The 14,930-nt window shown below is 59.8% G+C and carries 13 protein-coding genes and 1 pseudogene; 6 read left to right on the top strand and 8 right to left on the bottom strand.

Going from position 1 to position 14,930, the window contains the following annotated elements; all coding sequences use genetic code 11:
* Nucleotide 1 precedes the first annotated feature (1 nt).
* On the bottom strand, nucleotides 2–1,276 hold the full coding sequence (locus tag QY049_RS22280) for an IclR family transcriptional regulator C-terminal domain-containing protein (RefSeq protein WP_245470724.1): 1,275 nt from the start codon (nucleotides 1,274–1,276) through the stop codon (nucleotides 2–4).
* Nucleotides 1,277–1,444: 168 nt separating this feature from the next.
* Nucleotides 1,445–1,654: pseudogene (locus QY049_RS39135) on the bottom strand (helix-turn-helix domain-containing protein); the annotation flags it as partial.
* Between the two features lie 221 nt (nucleotides 1,655–1,875).
* Here QY049_RS39135 and QY049_RS22275 point away from each other — a divergent pair.
* A complete protein-coding gene (locus tag QY049_RS22275) occupies nucleotides 1,876–2,535 on the top strand; it encodes a type IV toxin-antitoxin system AbiEi family antitoxin domain-containing protein (RefSeq protein ID WP_313753859.1) in 660 nt (219 codons plus the stop codon).
* Between the two features lie 218 nt (nucleotides 2,536–2,753).
* On the opposite strand, the gene QY049_RS22270 is transcribed toward QY049_RS22275, so the two are convergent.
* From QY049_RS22270 to QY049_RS22260, 3 genes are all read right to left on the bottom strand, one after another.
* Nucleotides 2,754–3,344 (bottom strand): mobile mystery protein B, encoded by a 591-nt coding sequence (locus QY049_RS22270; protein WP_128930051.1) that lies wholly within the window; start codon nucleotides 3,342–3,344, stop codon nucleotides 2,754–2,756.
* Entirely contained in the window at nucleotides 3,341–3,793 is a 453-nt protein-coding gene (locus QY049_RS22265; RefSeq protein WP_128955143.1) for a mobile mystery protein A, read from the bottom strand. The genes QY049_RS22270 and QY049_RS22265 overlap by 4 nt, the downstream gene beginning before the upstream one ends.
* A 246-nt stretch (nucleotides 3,794–4,039) precedes the next feature.
* The gene (locus tag QY049_RS22260) at nucleotides 4,040–4,957 is read right to left on the bottom strand and encodes a LysR family transcriptional regulator (RefSeq protein ID WP_128930053.1); all 918 of its coding nucleotides are present in this window, start codon (nucleotides 4,955–4,957) and stop codon (nucleotides 4,040–4,042) included.
* Nucleotides 4,958–5,094: 137 nt separating this feature from the next.
* Here QY049_RS22260 and QY049_RS22255 point away from each other — a divergent pair, with 137 nt between their 5' ends.
* The 3 genes from QY049_RS22255 to QY049_RS22245 all read left to right on the top strand — a co-directional run bounded on the left by QY049_RS22255 (nucleotide 5,095) and on the right by QY049_RS22245 (nucleotide 9,009).
* Nucleotides 5,095–6,432, top strand: a complete 1,338-nt coding sequence (locus QY049_RS22255) for an MFS transporter (RefSeq protein WP_347338574.1) — start codon at nucleotides 5,095–5,097, stop codon at nucleotides 6,430–6,432.
* 55 nt (nucleotides 6,433–6,487) lie between these two features.
* Nucleotides 6,488–7,675 carry a mandelate racemase/muconate lactonizing enzyme family protein gene (locus tag QY049_RS22250; protein WP_128930202.1) on the top strand — a complete coding sequence of 396 codons (1,188 nt, stop codon included), beginning with the start codon at nucleotides 6,488–6,490 and terminating at the stop codon, nucleotides 7,673–7,675.
* 83 nt (nucleotides 7,676–7,758) lie between these two features.
* Nucleotides 7,759–9,009 carry a beta-propeller fold lactonase family protein gene (locus QY049_RS22245; RefSeq protein ID WP_164933592.1) on the top strand — a complete coding sequence of 417 codons (1,251 nt, stop codon included), beginning with the start codon at nucleotides 7,759–7,761 and terminating at the stop codon, nucleotides 9,007–9,009.
* A gap of 83 nt (nucleotides 9,010–9,092) precedes the next feature.
* On the opposite strand, the gene QY049_RS22240 is transcribed toward QY049_RS22245, so the two are convergent.
* Genes QY049_RS22240 through QY049_RS22230 form a run of 3 tightly spaced genes read right to left on the bottom strand, consistent with a single transcriptional unit; the run spans nucleotide 9,093 to nucleotide 12,794 of the window.
* Nucleotides 9,093–10,388, bottom strand: a complete 1,296-nt coding sequence (locus tag QY049_RS22240) for a glycerate kinase (RefSeq protein WP_128955144.1) — start codon at nucleotides 10,386–10,388, stop codon at nucleotides 9,093–9,095.
* 9 nt (nucleotides 10,389–10,397) lie between these two features.
* Entirely contained in the window at nucleotides 10,398–11,474 is a 1,077-nt protein-coding gene (locus QY049_RS22235; protein ID WP_128930057.1) for a tartrate dehydrogenase, read from the bottom strand.
* A 27-nt stretch (nucleotides 11,475–11,501) separates the two neighbouring features.
* Nucleotides 11,502–12,794, bottom strand: coding sequence for an MFS transporter (locus tag QY049_RS22230; protein WP_128930058.1), 1,293 nt, complete (start codon nucleotides 12,792–12,794; stop codon nucleotides 11,502–11,504).
* 153 nt (nucleotides 12,795–12,947) lie between these two features.
* On the opposite strand from QY049_RS22230, the gene QY049_RS22225 reads away from it, so the two are divergent.
* Together QY049_RS22225 and QY049_RS22220 are read left to right on the top strand one after the other, a co-directional pair.
* Entirely contained in the window at nucleotides 12,948–13,865 is a 918-nt protein-coding gene (locus tag QY049_RS22225) for a LysR family transcriptional regulator (RefSeq protein ID WP_128930059.1), read from the top strand.
* Between the two features lie 608 nt (nucleotides 13,866–14,473).
* Entirely contained in the window at nucleotides 14,474–14,728 is a 255-nt protein-coding gene (locus QY049_RS22220) for a hypothetical protein (protein ID WP_232995554.1), read from the top strand.
* Nucleotides 14,729–14,930 lie beyond the last annotated feature (202 nt).

The raw sequence follows: 14,930 nt of genomic DNA, 5'->3' as shown, positions 1-14,930 counted from the left end.
GTCAAAGCCTTGCGACTGGATCGGCGAGGCCGCGCTCGCCGACATCGATCGACAGGAGGTGTCCCGAAAGAGGAGCATTGGCGAGGCTTTCGCGCGACAGGCCGGTGCGGGCACTGGTCACGAAGAGCTCGGACAGGGAGGCTCCTCCAAACGCGATACCGGTTGGTCTTGGCACGGGGAGGGCGACGGTTCGCTCAATCTCTCCGCTCTCATTAAGCTTCACGACGCTCCAGCCGTCCGACAATCCAACCCATGGGTTAAATTGCTCGTCGACGGCGAGGGCGCAAGGAGCGCCCGCGACCTTCGGAATATCGGCGAATTTTCGCTTTCGCGCCGCCTTTCGCTCAAGCAGATAGACGCATTGACGCGATGGCTCCGTCGCGAACAGGCCGGCATCACCGCAAAAGGCGATGTCGCTCACCTGGCCTTGCACTTCGAACACCGGTTCCATCCCCGATTGCCGTCGCCACGGTCCAACCAGGCTTATGTTGGCCTCGGCGCTGTAGGCTGCTGCCCAGATCTCACCAGCCTCCGAGACGCGCAGCACTTTGAAGGAAATACCCGGCTTTCCTTCAATGCGCTCCTGGCCGCCCGATAAATTGTCGATCACGATGTCATGGCCAACTGAATAGGCGACGCCGCCCTCGACAAGGCACAGCGAGTTGATGCCCTCAGAGAGCGCCTGCAGCGAGACGGTGAAGGGATGCCCGCCGTCGGCGCGGATAGCAGGCGCCAACAGGTCGGCCCAAACCAAGTTCTGCGCGCGCGCATCCCAGCGCGGCGCCGCGCCCACAAAGGCTGTGCTCTTCGTCCAGACCTTGTAATTTCCCGGATCATGCCGAGCGCTCTTGATGGCAGGTGCGAGCAGGCTCGAAATCCGTCTTGCGACATCAACGAGCTCTTGCCCTAATCGTTCGGCGCGCTCGGCGGTGATGCGAAAAGTCGGGCCGGCCACGCTGATGGCCGCAAGCGGTTTGCCGGCGGGATCGAGAATAGCCGTTCCGACGCAGCGGGTGCCGAGAACTATCTCTTCGTCATCGATCGCATAGCCGCGCGCACGGACGATGGCCAGATGTGCCTTCAACTGCTCGCCGTCACAAATCGTCTTCTCGGTAAACTTGGCAAGCCCGTCGCGGACCACCAAGTCGAGTTGCGCGTCGGAGAGATGAGCGAGGATCGCCTTGCCCTGGCTTGTGCAATGCATCGGTTTAAGCGCGCCGAGCCTCGCATTGGATCGCTCGGAATGTGCGCTCTCGAAGCGGCCGAGCGAGAGCACGTGGTGACCGTCTTGAACCGCGAGATAGGCGGTCTCACCGGTCAAATCGCGTAAGCGCCTCAACTCTACGGACGCAATTGACGCAAGGTCAGACGACGACCAAGCATTCTGTGCAAGATCGAGAAAGTTGAAACCAAGCGTGTAGGCCTGGGTGCGCGGATCTGCCCGGATCAGTCCACGCGAGATCAGCGCCGCAAGGATGCGATACAGGGTCGCCCTGGGGATGCCCGTCTGGTCCGCAAGACGCGCCTGGTCGAGGACGCCGGGTGATCTGCCGATCAGCTCGAGAATATCGCAGGCCTTTCCCAGAAGCGCCGTCCCGGCGACATTCTTAGGATGGATCAGCTCCGGCGACCACTCGACTTCGTGTTCAGACATGGCCCAATTTTAGGTTCACGAGACGAGACCATCCAGCCTGTCGCAGGCTTGGTGCGCCTCATCCAGCCGGGTTGCCCACATGGTGAGACCCGGAGGGGCAGATTCCGAGCCAGTGAAGCGAGGGGTTATGTGCTTGGTTTCAAAAAGGCATTTGTCTTGTGGGAACGTCGCATTGATATAACTCCTTGTGCAAAATCTTGACACTTGCAAGGTTTTGTATCATGCGGGTTTCCATGAGGAAGCAACCACAACGCCAGAGGGATAGGGCGATCTCGCTTCTTCAGAAGCGGGGCATGATGCGCCTTTCTGAATTTCTCCAGGAAGGGATCACGGCCGCAACCATTTCCCGAATGGAACAGAAGGGCACGCTCAATCAGCTCAGCCGCGGCCTTTACCAGCTACCCGATGCACTGCTCGACAGTAACCACTCGCTCGCAGTTGCTGCGAAACTCATTCGAAACGGCGTCATCTGTTACGAGTCTGCGCTCGCCTTCCATGAGCTGACAGACCGCATCCCGCCCTATGTATGGATGGCGATCGGTCCGCGCGACTGGCGGCCCAAGATTGCGCGGCCTCGCATTCAAATTACGCGCTTTGGTCCCAAGGAGTTTGACAAGGGGATCAAGCATTACACCATCGAAGGGATCTCGGTACCGATCTACACACCGGCCAAAACTATCGTCGATCTCTTCAAGAGCGGCCAACGTCAAAAAGCCTTCTACAACGTCCCCACAGGCCTTGCGCACGCCACGCAAGCGATGAAAGACGCGATCAGACTGCGCAAAGCGACACCCTCCGAAATCGCAAAATACGCCGCCGAAGCCGGCATATGGGACAAAATCGTTCAGCCGCGCCTTGAGACGCTGACCTTGAATGCGTAGGCCGCTGACGAATGTCGGAGCATCCATCCGTGGCCGCCTGCTCAATCTTGCAAACAGCGTAACGAGCCTTTCGATCTCTTGCTCACACAGTATGCGTTCGAACGGCTGCTCTACAGGCGAAATCTGCGGATCCCTGCTGTTGATTCCGACGTAGACCGAGTTAGCTAAGGAAAGCGCCTTGGTTTAGTTAGGGTTTGCCCGATGGTGGGCCGGGCATTTTATGATCGCGCGAAAGCGATGAGGGGCCCGAAATCATGGTTGTCGGCAGCCTGAAGCGCTGCAATGTAGGCCCTGCGTGCGGTGCCGGCTGTCTGCAAGCCGGCGGCGCCCCATGTAAAGCGCCGGCCCCCAAGCTGCACGATCAACAAGTCAGCAGCCAATCGTGACCAGCGACCGTTGCCGTTTGGGAACGGATGTACGGATACGAGGCGGTGATGGAAGCGAACCGCAAGTTCGTCCGGTGGATAGGTGTTGTTCTCAATCCAATACCTTGCGTCGTCGAGCACCTGATGCAGCGAAATTTCGATCAGATGTGGCGCGACACCAAGATTGCGCTCCGTCGTTCGAAATTTTCCAGCCCAGCGCCAGACGCGTTCGAACATGCGCCGATGCAAACTCTTGAGAAAACTTTCCCGCGTCGGAACCTTGCGGCGGCCAAACGCCCAGCGGTTTGCCGTCGCGATGTTCTGCTGCTCCAGTTCGTTCAACTCGCTACGTAAGGTAATGTGCGTTGGGATAAGATCTTCGCGCTCCTGAGGGGTCAGCGGTGTCGCGTGATCGTCGGCGGCATGCAGATCAGTCTCAGTCATTCGTCGTCCCAGAGGCGCGCGGGGCGTTTCAACAAATCCTCGATCGCTTGTTCCCGAAGCGCGCGGGCAGCCTGATTGTCCTCCACCGCTTGGTCCTCGAGCCGCATCGTTTGCTCGATAGCTCGTGATTGCCGCTCGGCGACCTCAGCAGCTCGCTTGGTTACAACTTCTGCGAGGGGGCGGTCGGGTACAAGCACATAGACCAGCCTGCAGCCGAGGGCCTCGGCCGCGCGTTGAAGCGTATTGAGGGTTACGCTGCCGCCTTGCTCGGATTTTTCGAGTTCCACGATGCGTGGCTGCGAAACCCCCAGCCTCTTGGCATATTGGGCGGTGGTCATGCCGAGGGCGTCGCGGATCGCGCGAATCCAGCCCTTGGGAGGGCGCTGGGAGTGCGAGAGCGCTCGGAGCGCGGCAAAGCGGCTGTCGAGATGCCGGATAGCGTCTTTCATCCGATAAGATATACCATATAACGAGCTGATAAATCTATAAGGAATACCATATTAATATTTCCCGCGGTAATAAGCTTTTTCTTATAATACACAAGGTTGACAATAAGATAAATCTTATCGAAGTGACGCAGGGCCTTCACTACGACCTTTCGTCAACCATTTAACATCATTGCAGAAGTAAGCGACGAGCCACCCCAGGGCGGCGGTGGCGGACCGAATCCGGGTCCGCGTTCTGGTTAGTGGCCTCTAGGGCTGCAGCTGCAAGGGCCGGCGGACACCGCTGCCCTCGTCCCGAAAGGCAAGCTCGCGCAGGCGCGGTAAAACAGGATTGCGATTGTCACTTCTCCAGATGGCGTGCAATTCAGCAAAGATAGAGCGCCCAAAGCGGATAGGCCGAAACACGACATTGTCGAAGCAGGCATTGCGGGTCTCTCCGGGAACAATCGCAAGACCCAACCCCGTGCTGACCAGCGCGAGGATGGCTTGTGCCTGGCTCATCGACTGCACGACATTCGGCCGGATGCCGGCGGCTCCAAACGCCATGGTCAGCAGCGAGTTCATGTAGGGGCCAGCGCTCGAATACATGATGAAGGGTTGCCCATCGAGCTGCTCAAGCTCGGGCCGGCGCCGCCCCGCGAGCGGGTGATCGAGTGGCAGGGCGAGCGCCAGCTCCTCGCGGAACACGCATGCGCTTCTGACCGTCTCGGCCGTCTGCAATGGGCGCACCAAGCCGAAATCGATTTGCCCTGATTTGAGAGCTTCGAGCTGCTCGCGCGAGGTCAGCTCGACAAAGCTTGCTTCGATGTGCGGTAGTTCGCTGCGCAAGCACGAGGCAAGCCAAGGCAAATACCCGTAAGTTGTAGCACCCACGAAGCCGATCGTCAGGGCACCACCAGCCAATAAGGCTGCTTGTCGCGCAGCCTTCACCGCATTCTCCCGTTGCTGAAGCAGCCCTCGCGCTTCAGAGAGAAACGCCCTTCCAGCGACGGTCAGCTCAACCGACCGGCTCGTTCGCTCAAGCAGCGTCACATCGAGCTGTTGCTCGAGCATCTGGATGTGCCGGCTGAGTGGCGGCTGAGTCATGTTGAGGCGCTTGGCCGCTCGCCCGAAATGAAGCTCGTCGGCAACCGCAACAAAGGCACGAATTTGTGCAAATTCGATCATTGATAACTTTAAGGTATTAGCTCGATCCAAAATTGAGTTTAGACGTGAATTGATCCTGCGTCTAGGTTGGGCTCCGTGATCGGCGAGAGATCGATCCGGGAAAACCTCGACGGGAGGATCGTATGTCAGGGAGCAGAGTGGCGCGCTTCCAATTTCGTTTCGTGATCTTGGCACTCATCACGATGTTGCTGGCACTAAGCAGCGGCGATCGAGCGACGCTCTCGATCGCGGGCCCCAATATGTCCAAGGCTCTTGGCATCAGCCCGGTCGAACTCGGCTGGATGTTTTCCGCTTTCGCATGGGCCTACGTGCTGGCTCAGGTGCCCGCTGGCTGGATCACGGACAAGCTCGGCGCAAAGCTCAGCATCCTGGTCGGATTGATCCTCTGGTCGGTCGTCACGTTCCTGATGAGCGGCGTGGCCTGGCTCGCCTATCCGTTTCTGGCCATGCTCGCCTTGCGCTTCCTGCTTGGCGTGTTCGAATCTCCAGTCGGGCCGGCTGCTGGGCGCATCATCGCTGCCTGGTTTCCATCGAGCGAGCGCGGCATTGCCGGCGCGATCTTCAACAGCGCGCAATATGTCTCCCTCGTGATCTTCACGCCTTTGATGGGCTATCTAGATCATCGCTTCGGCTGGGAGCACATCTTCACTGTGATGGGCGTCCTAGGGCTCGCATTCTCCGCCCTCTGGTTCGTCACGTACTATCCGCCTGCTCAACATCCAAAAGTCGCGCCAGCTGAACTCGATCACATTCGCTCTGGTGGCGGCCTTGTCGACCTCGGCGCAGCTCCTGTGCGCTCCGCCGAGCGCGGTCCAAAATGGTCGGATCTGGCCGAAGTCTTCCGCAGCCGCATGCTCGTCGGCATCTTCCTCGCGCAGTACGGCATTACATCCATCACCTGGTTCTTCGTCTCCTGGTTTCCGAGCTATCTCGTCAAGGCCCGCGGCTTTTCGGTACTCGACGCAAGTTTAGTGGCGACCATCCCGGCCATCGCCGGCTTCGTTGGCGGCGTCATGACCGGCTTCTTCTCAGATTGGCTTCTTCGCAGGACCGGATCGCTAAGCACCGCGAGGAAGACGCCGATTACGATTGGTCTGTTGATGACGATGCTGATCATCGGCTGCAATTACACAGACTCCACCACGTTGATCCTAGTCCTGATGAGCGCCGCCTTTTTCGGCAAGGGCTTTGGATCGCTAGGTTGGACCGTAGTGGCCGATACCGCGCCAAAAGAAGTCATCGGGCTGACCGGCGGCGTCTTCAACGCGATCGGTAATACTGCCGGCATCACGACCCCGGTTGCGATCGGCTACATCCTTGCAGCGACCGGATCCTTCAATGGCGCGCTGCTCTATGTCGGCCTCCATGGCCTACTCGCCATTATCAGCTACTGGGTCATCGTGGGCCCGATTCAACGTGCCGTCATTCAGGAAAGGCCCGAGCTTCCTCGCGCTGCGCCAATACCAGCCGAATAGACGCCGGGCCGCAGAAGAGTATTCAACGACGAAAGAGGACGAACAGATGAACTTTATGCAAAACACGACACGCATCATTGCCAATCCGCTAGCTGCGGGACTTGCGCCCGGCGAAGCCACCACCGATCGAATCGCATGGGTCAAGCTATCGCTGGTTTTCCTTCCACTTGCCGCACCGATCAGCGACGCGAAGGTGCTTACCGGCCGCCAAAAGCCGCTCACGGAGATCGCGTTCCTGTTCGCGGAGATCGAAACCGAGCAGGGCCATAGTGGCATCGGCTATAGCTATTCGAAGCGCGCGGGAGGGCCCGGGCAGTTCGCTCATGCCAAGGAAATTGCCGGTGAACTTATAGGTGAGGATCCCAATGACATCGCGCGCATCTGGGACAAGCTGGTCTGGGCCGGCGCTTCCGTCGGGCGTAGTGGACTGTCAACCCAGGCAATTGCCGCCTTTGACATTGCGTTGTGGGATCTCAAGGCCAAGCGAGCGAAGCTGCCGCTGGCCAAATTGCTCGGCGCCCACCGAGATTCGGTTCGCTGCTACAACACATCCGGCGGCTATCTCTCCATGCCCATCGAGGAGGTCAAGGAGCGCGTCTCGATGGCGCTCGAAAAGGGCATCGGCGCCATCAAGCTCAAAGTCGGCCAGCCCGACCCGATGGTTGATCTCGCCCGCATCGAGGCAGTGCGCAAACATATTGGCGACGTACCGCTGGCGATCGATGCCAATCAGCAATGGGACCGCACGACTGCACTGAGGTTTGGTCGCATTGCCGAGCAGTTCAGCCTGACCTGGATCGAAGAGCCGCTGGATGCTTACGATTACGAAGGGCATGCCGCGCTCGCCAAGGAGCTTGCAACCCCGATCGCCACGGGTGAGATGCTAACAAGCGTCGATGAACATTACGAGCTGATCCGGCACAATTCGGTCGACTTCATTCAGCCAGACGCCCCCCGCGTCGGGGGCATCACCCCCTTCCTGAAGATCCTCGCGCTTGCCGACCATAAGAAGCTGCAGCTCGCTCCCCATTACTGCATGGAGATCCACCTTCATCTGACGGCGGCTTACGGCCGCGAGCCCTGGGTCGAGCACTTCGAGTGGTCGGAAGCCATGTTCAACGAGAAACTCCATGTCGTGAATGGACGCATGATCGTGCCAAACCGACCGGGCCTCGGCTTCAGCCTCTCGGATCAGGCTCGGGCATGGACTCGCGCCACTCACGAAGCCGGAAAGCGGCCCTAATAAACAGAAGGCTGGTCCGGCCCCGCCGGCCCAGCCTTTTGAGGCCGAGTAGACTTAGCAGCACGTTACGAGGAGTTGAACGCATGAACCGCGCAGTGTCACTCAGCCGCCGTACGTTTGTAGGCCTCCTTGCCGCAGCGGGGCTATCGCCACGAGCAGTTGCTGCGCAGAACACAGCTCGCGCGGTCCTCTACGTCGCAGTTGGGTCCGAGCTGATGTGTTACGAGGCCGACGACACGAAGCTCGCCTTGCAGAAAATTGACACTATTCGCGTGCCAGAGGCGGTTCAGTACGCCTGGAAGCATCCATCAAAGCCGCTGCTCTACGTGGCTTTTAGCAACCGGTATACCTCCAAGGCTGACGACCGGCACGGGGTCGCGGTCTATGCGATCGATCAAGACACGGGGCGGCTGCAGCAATTTGGAGAGCCTGTCTTTCTCAAGAACCGCCCAGTTAACCTCACGCTCGATCCGGCAGGGCGCTATCTGCTTGTTGCTTACAACATGCCGTCAGATCTGACCGTCCATGCGCTCGGGGAGAACGGCTCCATCGGAGTTGAAATCAAGCAGTCCGGCTCAATCGATGCCGGCATCTATGCTCACCAAGTCCGTGTCTCACCGTCTGGCAAGCTCGTCGTGCTTCCGACGCGCGGCAACGATCCGGGCGCCGGCAAGCCCGAAGATCCCGGAGCCCTGAAAGTCTTCCGATTTGAAGCGGGGCAGCTTTCGCATGAGACTTCGATCACTAAAGGAAACGGACTTGGCTTCGGCCCGCGGCACGTCGACTTTCATCCGGAAAAACCGTGGATGTTCGTATCGATGGAACGCAACAACCAGCTGCTGGTCTATGGGACGAGTGACGAAGGCATCGATCCTAAGCCGCTGTTCGAAAGATATACTGCTGAAAACCACGAAGCTAGGCTACCGGTCCAGTTCGTCGGCCCCATCCACGTGCACCCCAACGGCCGGTTCGTCTATCTTGCCAACCGCTCGGACGGAACGATCGATTTCGCGGGCCGAAAGGTCCATGGGGAGGGAGAAAATACTGTCGCCGTGTTTTCGATCAATCCCGCAAGCGGAGAGCCGACGCTCATCCAGACCATTGATACCCTGACCTTCCATTGCAGGACATTCTCAATCCATCCGGCCGGACGAATGCTGGTCACAGCTGCGGTTGCGCCGCTTGACGTTCGCGACGGTGGCGCCGTTCGGACGGTTCCAGCAGGGTTGACAGTATTCGACGTCGCCGACGATGGCAAACTGAACTTCGCTCGCAAATACGAGGTCGATATCGGCAAAGATTGGATGTTCTGGTGTGGAATGGTTGCTCTCTGAGCATGCAGCTCTGCACGACGCGCTCGCGGGAGCTCTCGCACGAGCGGGCGCCTTATGTAGGCGAACGAACGAGCTTTGCCAGCTTACGACGTCTGTTGCCTAGTCGGCGCAATCAGAACGGCCCGAATGTCATTGACATTTGTGAGAGTGGGACCTGTTCGAACGAGATCACCAAGACGCTCGAAAAAGGTGTAACTATCGTGAGCCGTCAGAAGCGCGCGGGCATCGAGCTGGCTCGCAGCGGCGCGATGCAAGGTATCTGGCGTCACCAAAGCGCCGGCGGCATCCTCCGTTCCATCAATCCCGTCACTATCCCCGGCAATGGCCCAAATGCCCGCCGCTCCATCAAGGGCCACCGCAAGTCCGAGCAAGAACTCGGTATTGCGACCACCACGACCTGCTCGGCCATGACCGATGCTAACTGTCGTCTCTCCTCCTGAAAGCAGAACGGCCGGCGCCTTTACAGGATGCCCGTGCTGAGCGACCGACCGGGCAATTCCGGCCATCATGGTACCGAGCTCTCGGGCCTCCCCCTCGATTGCGTCCCCAAGTACAACAGCGCTCAATCCCTCGCGCTTGGCGAGCTGCGCTGCAGCATCAAGGGCCGTGAGTGGCGCGGCGATAATACGGACATCTTCGGCAATGTCCCCAGGCTTCGCCGTATCTTGTCCGCCGTCTAGAACGGCTTGCGCAGAGTCGGGCAGCTTGATCCCGAAACGGCGAACGATCTCGCGCGCATTGGCCTTCGTGCTGGCATCCGGCAGCGTCGGGCCGGAGGCGATCGCAGCCGGATCGTCCCCCGGAATGTCTGAGATCACGAGGGTGAGGAGGCGCGCAGGGCGCGCTGCAAGCGCCAGCCGACCGCCTTTGATCGCCGACAGGTGCTTGCGCACCACATTCATCTCCGCAATCGTCGCCCCGCTCGCGAGTAATGCCCGGTTTACCGCTTGCTTGTCCGCGAGGGTCATCGGAGGGGCGGGAAGGGCCATCAGTGCGGACCCGCCACCGGACATCAACGCTAGGACCAGGTCATCCTTCGTCAGCCCTCTGACCGCATCCAGCATCCGCAGCGCCGCGGCCTCGCTCGAGTGGTCCGGGACGGGGTGCGACGCCTCAAGGACTTCGATCCCGCCCGCCGGCACCGCGTGCCCGTGCCGCGTCACAACGACCCCCGACAATTCGACGTCGGGCCAGGCCGCATCGACCACCGCAGCCATTGCCGCGGACGCCTTGCCGGCTCCGACAACAATACAGCGTCCGCTGGGCTTTGGCGGCAGATGCGTCGTGACGGCTATGCGCGGATCAGCGCTCGCGATTGCGGCATCAAAGAGTTGCCGCAGCAAGCTGCGAGCCCGTGCGTCGGTCCACACAGCGGACATTGGGGGGCTTCACGCGTTTTCCGCTTGGATCGCGCTCACGACAGCGTCTGTCACCTTGCGGGTGTTCGCCGATCCTCCAAGGTCTGGCGTATGCAGTTCGGGGTTGGCGGTGACGCGCTCGATTGCCTTCATGAGCCGCTGCGCGGCTGCATTCTCCCCCAGATGCTCAAGCATCATAACCGCCGACCAGAATGTCCCGACGGGATTGGCAATGCCCTTGCCTGTGATGTCGAAGGCGGAGCCATGGATGGGCTCGAACATCGATGGGAATTTGCGCTCGGGATTGAGATTGGCGGTCGGGGCGATGCCAAGCGAACCGGCAAGGGCAGCGGCAAGGTCGGACAGCACATCAGCATGGAGATTGGTAGCCACGATCGTATCGAGGCTCTGCGGGCGCATGACCATGCGCATCGTCATGGCATCGACCAGCATCTTGTCCCACGTCACGTCAGAAAACTCGCGCGCGACCTCCGCTGCAATTTCATCCCACATGACCATTGCATGCCGCTGTGCATTGGATTTCGTCACGACGGTCAACAACTTGCGGGGACGAGACCGTGCAAGGCCGAAGGCAAAGCGCATGATCCGCTCCACACCGGCGCGCGTGAACATAGCGACATCGGTTGCTGCCTCCAAAGGAGATCCCTGATGGACCCGTCCGCCGACGCCCGCATACTCGCCTTCCGAATTTTCCCGAACGATGACCCAGTCGAGCTCCTTGTCCTTGACGGCACGCAAGGGCGAGGTGATGCCGGGAAGGATGCGGGTCGGACGCACATTCGCATATTGATCGAACGGCTGACAGATCGCGAGCCGCAGGCCCCAAAGCGTGATGTGGTCCGGAATTTCTGGGTGCCCTGCGGAGCCAAACAGGATTGCATCGTGATTACGGATCAGATCGCGCCCGTTTTCGGGCATCATGCGGCCATGCCGCTTATAATATTCCCCACCCCAATCAAAGTGGTCGAAGTGAAAGGTGAATGCCCCATCGCGCTTCGCCAGCGCCTTAAGAACTTCGACGCCGGCATCCACAACTTCGGAGCCGATACCGTCGCCTGGGATTGCCGCAACGTTGTAGGTCTTCATGAGAGATATCCTTCCTCTTCCGTATGATTAGTGCGCGACGGCCGCCTGATGGCGGCCGATCGAGCGCGCGAGCAGCAACGTCAGCGTGGCGGACAACAACAAGAGTGCGCAGACGAAATAGAGCCCGCCCTCGAAGCTGCCGGTGAGGTCCTTGATCCATCCGATCATGGCCGGACCGACGAAGCCGCCGAGATTGCCGATGGAGTTGATGGTTGCGATGCCGCTCGCCGCGGCCGGACCGGCCAGGAACAGTGTCGGCATGCTCCAAAGCGGCGGCTTGGCGGCGCTGATGCCGACGTTCACCAGCACCAGCGCAGCGATAACTGAAGCAACGCCAGTCGACATGCCTGCCAGCGCGAGCCCGGCCGCCGCAACGAGGCAAGCGATGACTACATGCCACGTCCGTTCGTTGGTGCGGTCCGAATGCCTTGACCACAGATACATGGCCACCACGGCGATCGTCGGCGGGATCGCATTGAGCGATCCAACCGCCATATTCGACAGGCCGAAGCCTTTGATGATCTGCGGCGCCCATACCCCCAGCGTGTACAGTCCCGCCGACGTGCCGAAGTAGACGAGGGACAAAGCCAGAACGCGTAGATCCGTCAGTCCCCGCCAGACGCTATGGCTCGCCGACCCTGCCTTGGCCGCCCGCTCCGCATTCATGGCCTCGACCAGCCAGGCCCGCTCATCATCGGCAAGCCACTTCGCCTGTTCCGGCCGATCCGTCATGAATCCGAGCACGATGAACCCAAGCACGATGGCGGGTAGCGCCTCGAGGAGAAATAGCCATTGCCACCCCTTAAGGCCGAACAAGCCGTGCAACTCCAGAAGAGCGGCCGAGACGGGCGATCCGAGGACCGTTGAAAGAGGCGCCGCTGCCATGAACAGAGCGGTGATCCCGGCACGCTGGCGCGCGGGAAACCAATAGGACAGATAGAGGATAATTCCTGGGAAGAACCCAGCTTCGGCCGCGCCGAGCAAGAAGCGAAGAACGTAGAAGCTTGTTTGCCCTTGGACGAACGCCATTGCCCCGGATATCAAGCCCCAGGTGATCATGACCCGAGCGATCCACAGTCGGGCTCCCACCTTGTCCAAAATGATGTTGGAGGGCACCTCGAACAGGAAGTAACCCCAGAAGAAAATGCCCGCACCAAATCCGTATACGGAGGAGGAGAAACCAAGATCCTTGTTCATCGTCAGCGCTGCGAAGCCGATGTTCACTCGGTCGATAAACGCGACGAAGTAGAGTAGCATCACGAATGGCACGATCCGGTAAGCTACTCGACGGATCGTGCGCTTCTGAACCTCGTTCACCACCTTGGGCCTCCTCGTTTTTCGGCTGGCGCCCCGGCTGGCAGCCATGCCTTTTATCTACGGCCAGCCTAGAAGGAAGAGACGGCGTCACTCAATACGCCCTTATTTGTACAAAAAAATGGTATAATGGCTCGGATTCGACAAAAGGGCCTGCTCATGGAGCTGCGTCAATTGAGATGTTTCGTCGCCGCCGCCGAGCAGCTGCATTTTGGCCGCGCGGCCCAACACCTGCAGATGCTACCTTCCGCCTTCGGCCGCCACATCAAACTCTTGGAAGAGGATCTTGGTACGCGGCTGTTTGCAAGGACCACGCGAGCCGTCTCTTTGACCGACGACGGCGCGCTACTTCTTCGGGAGGCGCGCATCATTCTCTCAAAGGTCTCGACCGTGGAGGCCGTCTTGCGCGGTCGCTCGCGTTCGGTCGGAGCCCGGAATCTCAAGGTAGGCGCCATAGACAGTGCTGCGGCCGGGCTTATGCCGCAGCTGTTGCGAGACTTCCGCGCGAAATACCCCGACGTCACCGTTCATCTTCTGGAGGAAAAGACGTTCCGGCTGCTTCCCAAGGTCCTTTCCGGAGCGCTCGATCTCGTTTTCATCCGTCCTCCGGAGAAGATGGACCGAAGGCTCGAATGTAAAACTCTGCTCATGGAAACCGCAGTGGTCGCCCTTCCCCGCAGGCACGCGCTTGCACGTAACGAATGTCTGTCGCTCTCGGCGATCGCTCATCAACCGATGATCGTTCCTGATCGGCGATCTCGGCCCCACAGCCACGACTTGACCATGAAGCTGTTCGAGGACGCCGGGCTGACGCCCCGCATCGCTCAGCTCGCCGATGAAAAGCAGACGATCGTGAACATGGTTGCGGCTGGACTGGGACTGGCCGTCGTCCCCCGCTGGACCTCTCGCATGGCTGTTGCGGGCGTTCGCTTTGTTCCGCTCAAGCTGGAGCGCTTTGGAGCAGTTGGACGGCTTCCGCTCGCTGCAAGTTGGCTGCGTGGTTCCCGCGATCCTATTCGCGATACGCTTTTGACGGTCCTCGAAAAGCGGTTGCGGTCTTATGCCAAAGGTGCCTGATGATTCTTGCAGAAAGCCAGGCGCCGAGCTCCGATGCGAGCGCAAATGTCAAGCTCGCCGGTCCGAAAGTGTTTGAACCGTGTTCGGTCGGGTACCGATGGTCATCGTTGAGCGCATCTGGAAAGGGAGGCAAGGAGCACGAATACTCATGAGCCGTCGATTGTCGAGGCATCCTGCAAGCCCACTTCGCGTGCGTTTCGATGTTCATCAGCGCGATCCAAGTTGGACGACCGATCGGGGGTGCGATCCGCTGCTAGCCCCCGAGCCGTAACTATTGCGTTTCACAAACACCTCTGTTCGACCGCGACGGTCGAGGAATGCAGATGACCGAGGCAAGCCTTCTCTTGCACCGGAGCGCATCTCAGATCCTGCGTGACCTTGCCGGTTAGGAAGTCATGGCCGACGGAAAGCATCTCACCAGTGATGTCATCATCGGTGCTACCCCGTCCGTCATTGCATTGGCAGGCGCGGAGCTGATCAGGGCCTACCGGGAGCGTCTGCCCGAGTACGCCCGCACTTGCTAGAGGGACGTTGACGCGCTCGATCGACGTCGCGTTGGTCCACGTCTTCAACCAGAAAGCCCACGCTTAATCAGCAAGCGCCTCGCAGTGGAGCGGCTGTTCGCAATCGGGCCGCCAGAAATGTTCGCCGGCGATCCGGTCAGCCCCGCGAGCCTGCTTGCTATACTCTTTCCCTCTGCTCAAAATCCGATTCGAAGCCTTCTCGACGCCGGTGCCGCGGGCATCGATCTGTCGGTGTCGATTGTGCTGGAGATCGACACGATGATTCCTCTAAAAGACCTCGTCCGGCAGCGCCTTGCCCCGGCGTCCTCCCGTTCTGCGCGGTCAGACATGAGTTCGTGACGGAACTTTGAGCGCCGGCTCAATCGTCAGGCCGAAATCAGAAGGGATCTGGGCCTTATCTGCCTTGCGGATCCGGCCGCCGACGCGCGTCGCCTCCGAGCTGATTGCCCGCTTCGGTATATCCTGCGCAAGATCGTCTCCGGAAAGAGAGGACACGGTTTCGTCGATCCGATAACCGCCTAAGATAGTAGGCCCCTAAATA

This window comes from Bradyrhizobium sp. WYCCWR 13022, from assembly GCF_030435535.1.
In the GTDB taxonomy this organism is placed as follows: domain Bacteria; phylum Pseudomonadota; class Alphaproteobacteria; order Rhizobiales; family Xanthobacteraceae; genus Bradyrhizobium.
This window is presented reverse-complemented; position numbering and strand designations above follow the sequence as displayed.

Coding starts and splice junctions, on each gene's coding strand:
- QY049_RS22240 (WP_128955144.1), bottom strand. CDS start 10,388: ATGTCCGCTGTGTGGACCGACGCACGGGCTCGCAGCTTGCTGCGGCAA.
- QY049_RS22250 (WP_128930202.1), top strand. CDS start 6,488: ATGCAAAACACGACACGCATCATTGCCAATCCGCTAGCTGCGGGACTT.
- QY049_RS22275 (WP_313753859.1), top strand. CDS start 1,876: ATGCGGGTTTCCATGAGGAAGCAACCACAACGCCAGAGGGATAGGGCG.
- QY049_RS22245 (WP_164933592.1), top strand. CDS start 7,759: ATGAACCGCGCAGTGTCACTCAGCCGCCGTACGTTTGTAGGCCTCCTT.
- QY049_RS22265 (WP_128955143.1), bottom strand. CDS start 3,793: ATGAAAGACGCTATCCGGCATCTCGACAGCCGCTTTGCCGCGCTCCGA.
- QY049_RS22260 (WP_128930053.1), bottom strand. CDS start 4,957: ATGATCGAATTTGCACAAATTCGTGCCTTTGTTGCGGTTGCCGACGAG.
- QY049_RS22225 (WP_128930059.1), top strand. CDS start 12,948: ATGGAGCTGCGTCAATTGAGATGTTTCGTCGCCGCCGCCGAGCAGCTG.
- QY049_RS22270 (WP_128930051.1), bottom strand. CDS start 3,344: ATGACTGAGACTGATCTGCATGCCGCCGACGATCACGCGACACCGCTG.
- QY049_RS22235 (WP_128930057.1), bottom strand. CDS start 11,474: ATGAAGACCTACAACGTTGCGGCAATCCCAGGCGACGGTATCGGCTCC.